Origin of the sequence: Acinetobacter sp. ANC5681, assembly GCF_023488045.1 — a bacterium.
GTDB lineage: Bacteria > Pseudomonadota > Gammaproteobacteria > Pseudomonadales > Moraxellaceae > Acinetobacter.
The window spans coordinates 1-5,720 of sequence record NZ_JAMFKZ010000055.1; the positions used below are offsets into that span (position 1 = coordinate 1).

Consider the following 5,720-nt stretch of genomic DNA (forward strand, 5'->3'; position numbering starts at 1 on the left):
ACTTTTGACTATATGATTTCAACACGTTTATATGTCGAACAGCACGGTAAGCCTTTAGCGTTTTACAGCGACAAACATTCAGTCTTTAGAGTGAATCAAAGCAGCAAGAAAGACACCAAGATTACCCAGTTTGGACGTGTACTCAGCACCCTGAATATCGATATCATCTTCGCCAATTCACCGCAGGCCAAAGGCCGTGTAGAACGGGCGAATAGAACGCTTCAGGACCGTCTGATCAAAGAAATGCGCTTGGAAGGTATCTGTTCGATTGAGCAAGCGAATGCCTGGCTACCCTGCTTCATTGAGCAGTTCAATCAGAAGTTCGCCAAGATGGCTTTTAATCCTAAGAATCTACATCGGCCTATCGCTGAAACAGCCGAAGAATTAGATGATATTTTTACTTGGCGTGAACCCCGCAGAGTCACGAATAGCCTGACGATTACTTATGATAAATGCGTATATCTCCTGGAAAACACCGAAGAAAATCAAAGGTTGATCGGTAAGTATCTTGAGTTCCTTGAATACCCGGATGGTACTGTAGCCATCATGCATAATAGCCGAAAGATCAATTACAGCCTCTTCGATAAATTAAGTCAGCTGAATCAGCGAGAGATTGTTGAGAATAAACGGTTGGGTGCTGTTCTGAATCATATTCAACAACAGCATGAAGAACTGGAACAGCAAAACAAACGTAATCGTTCTCAAAAGATGCCAAGCAGACGTGCACAGAAAACAGCAATTCAAGAACGAAATCTAAATCCTGTGCTTGACTTGGAAATGTCCATATAGGACATTTCTATTTGGTTATTAGGTAGGACATTTCTACTTAGGAATAACAACACTTGTATATTAACATTTAAATCAATAACTTAAAAAATTCATCCTGATCATAAAAACCGCAAAAAGCCGATTTTGAAACAAGTCGGCTTTTTTATGATCATTTTTGATAGTTCTTGCCAATAATTTTGTTTAAAAAGTAACCAATTTTGGCATTTTCCCAATGTTATCAAATCTTCCAGGGTGAAAACTATCCCCAATTTCTGTGGATGAAATTTAGGCTATTTTGTAAGCCCTGGCTCATACCAATCTCGGCCCTTTGCTGCTATCCGCAATACTGGAAATTTCCTATCATGAAGACATAGAGAGCAGGATGCTCCAGATAAAAAGAATAAGATGAACAACAAGGAACGTGAGATCAGACAGGAGTCAGATCTAAGCGCCAAATATGGAAAAGCCCGACAGGATGTCGGGCTTTTTTATTACCTATCATTTCTCATTTGCAAAACAAGCATAATGCCCCTAAAATATAGACTATAGTCTATATTTTGGTTGTGGTATGTGGACAGTCATTACGACAGATCTATTTAATCAGTGGCTTGAACAGCAAGATGAATCTACACAAGAGAAGGTCCTAGCTGCTCTGGTCGTTCTACAACAGCAAGGTCCGAGTTTAGGCCGCCCTTTAGTAGATACTGTGTATGAGTCTAAATTTACCAATATGAAAGAACTGCGCGTTTAACACCGCGGTAGACCCTTAAGAGCTTTCTTCGCATTTGATCCCTTACGACAGGCTATTGTTCTATGTATTGCTGATAAAGGCGGTAAAAAGCGTTTTTATAAAGACATGCTGGATATTGCAGATGAACAATACCAACTTCATCTCACTACCCTAGGAGATAAATCTAATGGCTAAGACTCTGCAAGAATTGTTAGCTAGCCGCTCTCCAGAGAGCCAAGCCCGTATTCAAAAAATGGCTGATGAATTACTGCTAGAAAATCAGCTTCATCTTATTCGTGAAGAACTCGAAATTTCTCAAAAAGAGCTTGCTGAAACTTTGGGAATAAAACAGCCATCGCTTTCAGCAATAGAAAATCGTGGCAATGATCTTAAGATTTCAACCATGAAAAAGTATGTTGAGGCAATGGGTGGGAAGCTCCGTATTGATGTAGAGCTTCCAACAGGAAAACATATAGGATTCAACGTTTAACAATAAAAATGGGAGCTATAGGCTCCCATTTTTAGATTCGTATAACGTTGAACCCAACGGTAAATAGTCGTGTGATCAACATTCACACCCCGTTCGGCCAGCATTTCCTGCAGTTCACGATAGCTAATGCCATATTTACAATACCAGCGCACAGCCCAAAGAATGATTTCGCCCTGAAAATGCCGACCATGGAAAGGATTCATATGCTGCACCTTTAGCTAAAACAGTCTTCAGCTTACCATTCGTGGTTATTTGCAACAATGCCGATTTTTTGAAAAAAGCATAGGTCTAGATAATCAAGCTAGATTTTTTAAAACTCCACATTGGTCAATTGTACATAAACCATCACAAGTACCTCTTAAATCAGATAGTTGTTCAATAAGCTTTTGTTGCTTGATTATATTTTCTCTGATAGCACTGACATGTAAGTCAATTAATTCATTCACATCTGAACAATTTTTCTCAGGTTTGTCTTTATAGGTAAGTAATTGACGAATTTCATTCAAACTCATATTTAAAGTTCGGCAATTCAAAATAAATTTAATTCGCTCAACATAGCCTACATCGTAAAGGCGGTAATTTCCTTCCGTTCTTTCCGGTTCCGGAATTAAACCTTCCTTTTCATAAAACCTAATTGTTAATACTGAACATGAGGTTTTTTTAGAGAGTTCACCAATTTTTAAATGCATTGAGTTAGTATTTCCAAAGATTCTTGACTCTATAGTAACTATAGGGATTCTAATATTCAAAGTTTATAATTTTTTAATGGGTATAATTATGAGTGGTTGTGGATGTAGTAAAGAAACACCATGCGAAGATAAGAAATCTCAACAAGAAAATCATCCATCAATTGCAGAAGCAAACAATTCAAAGAATTGTGATAATACGCTTAGCTGTTGTGGTGAAGAGGAAGAAAAAAAATCTTCATCTCCTTGCTGTAACACTTCAAACAGTTGTGAAGATACCGCTCAATCCTGTTGTGGTTCTGATCCCAAAGAAAATTTAAGCACTGAAGACGTTTTAAAAGATTCGCACTACATGAGTGAATACTTAGTTCCCAAAATGGATTGTTCTGCGGAAGAACAGATGGTTCGTATGGCGCTATCTTCAATTGATGGTGTTCAAAAACTCATCTTTGATTTACCTAACCGTTCTTTAAAGGTTCTACATAATCAAAAAGATGAAAATATAACCACCAAACTTGAAGCTTTGGGTTTTGGTGCAAAGCTTGTGAAGACTGAAACTTATATAAGCAATCAACAGGCTAAGCAAACAAGTACCTACACCATTCCTAAAATGGATTGCTCTGCTGAAGAGCAAATGGTCCGTATGGCTCTTGCAGATATTGAAGCAGTTAAAGGTCTTACTTTTGATCTTCCCAATCGAAAACTGAAAGTCTTCCATAATGAAGGGATTCAGCAAATTACGGCTAAACTCGAAGGACTGGGTTTTGGGGCGAAACTTGATGAAATACAGCTTTCTTCAGGCGATATACCTAATGAACCTGATCCTGTGAGACAAGCTAAAGTACTTAAACTGTTATTAGGTATTAATGCTCTACTTTTCTTTATAGAATTCATCAGCGGTATTATTGCTGCGTCTACAGGATTGATTGCTGATTCTCTAGATATGTTTGCCGATGCAGCCGTTTATGGTATTGCACTATATGCCGTCGGAAAAGCTGCGAAATATCAAATAAAAGCAGCCCATTTCGCAGGTTGGATTCAGTTATTACTTGCTGTTATCGTGATTGTTGATGTCATTAGACGATTCATGTTTGGAAGCGAGCCAGAATCAACGCTCATGATTGTTATTGGCCTGCTCGCACTTATAGCTAACGTGACATGCTTATATCTTATTTCTGGTCATCGAGAAGATGGCGCACATATGAAAGCCAGTTGGATTTTCTCGGCGAATGACGTTGTCGTAAATATGGGCGTTATATTTGCCGGTGTACTCGTGGCGTGGACCGGATCAGCTTATCCAGACTTAATCATTGGCATACTGGTTTCTTTATTCGTACTTAATGGTGCCCGAAAAATTTTGGCTTTGAAGTAAGGGCACTGTTGCAAATAACCACGAATGGTAAGCTGAAGACTGTTTTAGCTAAAGGTGCAGCATATGAATCCTTTCCATGGTCGGCATTTTCAGGGCGAAATCATTCTTTGGGCTGTGCGCTGGTATTGTAAATATGGCATTAGCTATCGTGAACTGCAGGAAATGCTGGCCGAACGGGGTGTGAATGTTGATCACACGACTATTTACCGTTGGGTTCAACGTTATGCTCCTGAAATAGAAAAACGTTTACGCTGGTATTGGCGTAATCCTACAGATCTGAGCTCGTGGCATATTGATGAAACCTATGTAAAAGTGAATGGACGATGGTCTTATCTGTATCGTGCAGTCGATCAACGTGGCGATACCATTGATTTTTATCTTTCTTCTAGACGTAATACCAAATCAGCATATTGTTTTCTTGGAAAAATTTTAAATAATGTGAAGAAGTGGCAAATTCCACAAGTGATCAACACGGATAAAGCACCCACATATGGACGTTTATCACGGTTAAAACGGGAAGGTAAATGTCCACCAGACCTTGAGCACAGGCAGATTAAGTATAAAAATAACGTGATTGAATGTGATCATGGCAAGCTAAAGCGGATCATCAGGGCCACATTAGGATTCAAATCTATGAAGACGGCTTATGCCACAATTAAAGGTATTGAAGTCATGCGTGCACTACGTAAAGGACAAGCATCGTCATTTTATTATGGTCAGCCTCAGGGTGAAGTGTGTCTAATCAACAGGGTTTTCGGTCTCTAAGTACTTTTTAAAGGAAACATCATCGACTCAAATCTCTATTTGCAACAGTGCCCAGTTTCCCCGGTATTCATCCTCATCCGAGCCAACTCAGTCGAGTAGCTCGGATTATGATGCCTACTTTTAAAGAGCCCCCCCACGATCAGTAAGCAGTTCTAGGGAACTTATGACGATGTGGGGTGGACTGAGTCCGTTTTACCCAATCTTCCGGATATTCTTGACTGTAAGAATCATAGTAATGACCTGACCAATATTCCTGATTGTCTTCTTGGCATTCGTGATCTTGAGAAAAGTTGTGGGTGCTTTGTTGCGCTACAGCATGTTGCTGAAGTGTCTTTTCAGCTGTTTTTTCCGCCTGATCTAAAGTCATGAAAATATCGAGCAAGGCTTGGCGTTGTTGATGATTCAGAAGTTTAGCGCTTTCGACAATCAGTTGTTTAGCGAGGTTTTTTGGCATGCATGGGTTTGCATCATTGAATTTAGTATGCATAGCAGTTTCCTAGATAAGAGTTTAATTATCTCCATCGCTTCTCACGGCAATGGAGGCAACTTAACAGGGGTGAGAATACTGAATCTAGGATCAGCCAGCACGAAGCTGCCCTGCTAAGCTACCATAGGGACTGCTTAACAGTAGGCAAAAAAATAGCCGCAAGTGCGACATTTAATTGCACCTAGATATTTTATCAGGTTCTCACGCCTGCACACAGATTTTGCTGCGTTGAAATAAGATTATCCAGTAAAAAGCAGGGTGTCAAGGTCCTAATCAGTAGTTCTTATAAAAACTGAAAAATCTAACTAAAAGGTATCTATAAAATCAGTGGCTATTCAAGGCACTGTTGCAAATAGGCTGACATGATAAGCTAAATATCTTATTTATTTCGAGATACAGCAGATGAATCCCTTCCACGGTCG

The 5,720-nt window shown here is 39.4% G+C and carries 6 protein-coding genes and 2 pseudogenes; 5 read left to right on the top strand and 3 right to left on the bottom strand.

The window, feature by feature from the left end:
* The 3 genes and pseudogenes from M5121_RS15315 to M5121_RS15325 form a co-directional block, all read left to right on the top strand.
* The coding region (locus M5121_RS15315) for an ISNCY family transposase (protein ID WP_249571652.1) at positions 1-789 on the top strand (789 nt) is incomplete at its 5' end.
* Positions 790-1,336: 547 nt separating this feature from the next.
* Positions 1,337-1,693, top strand: a pseudogene (locus M5121_RS15320) (type II toxin-antitoxin system RelE/ParE family toxin).
* A complete protein-coding gene (locus M5121_RS15325) occupies positions 1,686-1,988 on the top strand; it encodes a helix-turn-helix domain-containing protein (protein ID WP_001140620.1) in 303 nt (100 codons plus the stop codon). Before M5121_RS15320 ends, M5121_RS15325 begins: the two are co-directional and overlap by 8 nt.
* A gap of 41 nt (positions 1,989-2,029) precedes the next feature.
* On the opposite strand, the pseudogene M5121_RS15330 reads toward M5121_RS15325, so the two are convergent.
* Together M5121_RS15330 and cadR are read right to left on the bottom strand one after the other, a co-directional pair.
* Positions 2,030-2,191 (bottom strand): annotated as a pseudogene (locus M5121_RS15330) (IS6 family transposase); the annotation flags it as partial.
* Positions 2,192-2,284: 93 nt separating this feature from the next.
* The gene (gene cadR / locus M5121_RS15335) at positions 2,285-2,677 is read right to left on the bottom strand and encodes a Cd(II)/Pb(II)-responsive transcriptional regulator (protein WP_000550240.1); all 393 of its coding nucleotides are present in this window, start codon (positions 2,675-2,677) and stop codon (positions 2,285-2,287) included.
* 88 nt (positions 2,678-2,765) lie between these two features.
* Between cadR and M5121_RS15340 the strand changes: the two genes are divergently transcribed.
* Both M5121_RS15340 and M5121_RS15345 read left to right on the top strand, forming a co-directional pair.
* Positions 2,766-4,046, top strand: coding sequence for a cation efflux transmembrane domain-containing protein (locus M5121_RS15340; RefSeq protein WP_005093338.1), 1,281 nt, complete (start codon positions 2,766-2,768; stop codon positions 4,044-4,046).
* Between the two features lie 63 nt (positions 4,047-4,109).
* Positions 4,110-4,811, top strand: a complete 702-nt coding sequence (locus M5121_RS15345) for an IS6-like element IS1006 family transposase (protein ID WP_249571653.1) — start codon at positions 4,110-4,112, stop codon at positions 4,809-4,811.
* A 139-nt stretch (positions 4,812-4,950) separates the two neighbouring features.
* Here the strand turns inward: M5121_RS15345 and M5121_RS15350 are convergent, their stop codons facing one another.
* Entirely contained in the window at positions 4,951-5,298 is a 348-nt protein-coding gene (locus M5121_RS15350) for a hypothetical protein (RefSeq protein WP_016165163.1), read from the bottom strand.
* Positions 5,299-5,720: the final 422 nt, after the last annotated feature.

Coding starts and splice junctions, on each gene's coding strand:
- M5121_RS15350 (WP_016165163.1), bottom strand. CDS start 5,298: ATGCATACTAAATTCAATGATGCAAACCCATGCATGCCAAAAAACCTC.
- M5121_RS15340 (WP_005093338.1), top strand. CDS start 2,766: ATGAGTGGTTGTGGATGTAGTAAAGAAACACCATGCGAAGATAAGAAA.
- cadR (WP_000550240.1), bottom strand. CDS start 2,677: ATGCATTTAAAAATTGGTGAACTCTCTAAAAAAACCTCATGTTCAGTA.
- M5121_RS15345 (WP_249571653.1), top strand. CDS start 4,110: ATGAATCCTTTCCATGGTCGGCATTTTCAGGGCGAAATCATTCTTTGG.
- M5121_RS15325 (WP_001140620.1), top strand. CDS start 1,686: ATGGCTAAGACTCTGCAAGAATTGTTAGCTAGCCGCTCTCCAGAGAGC.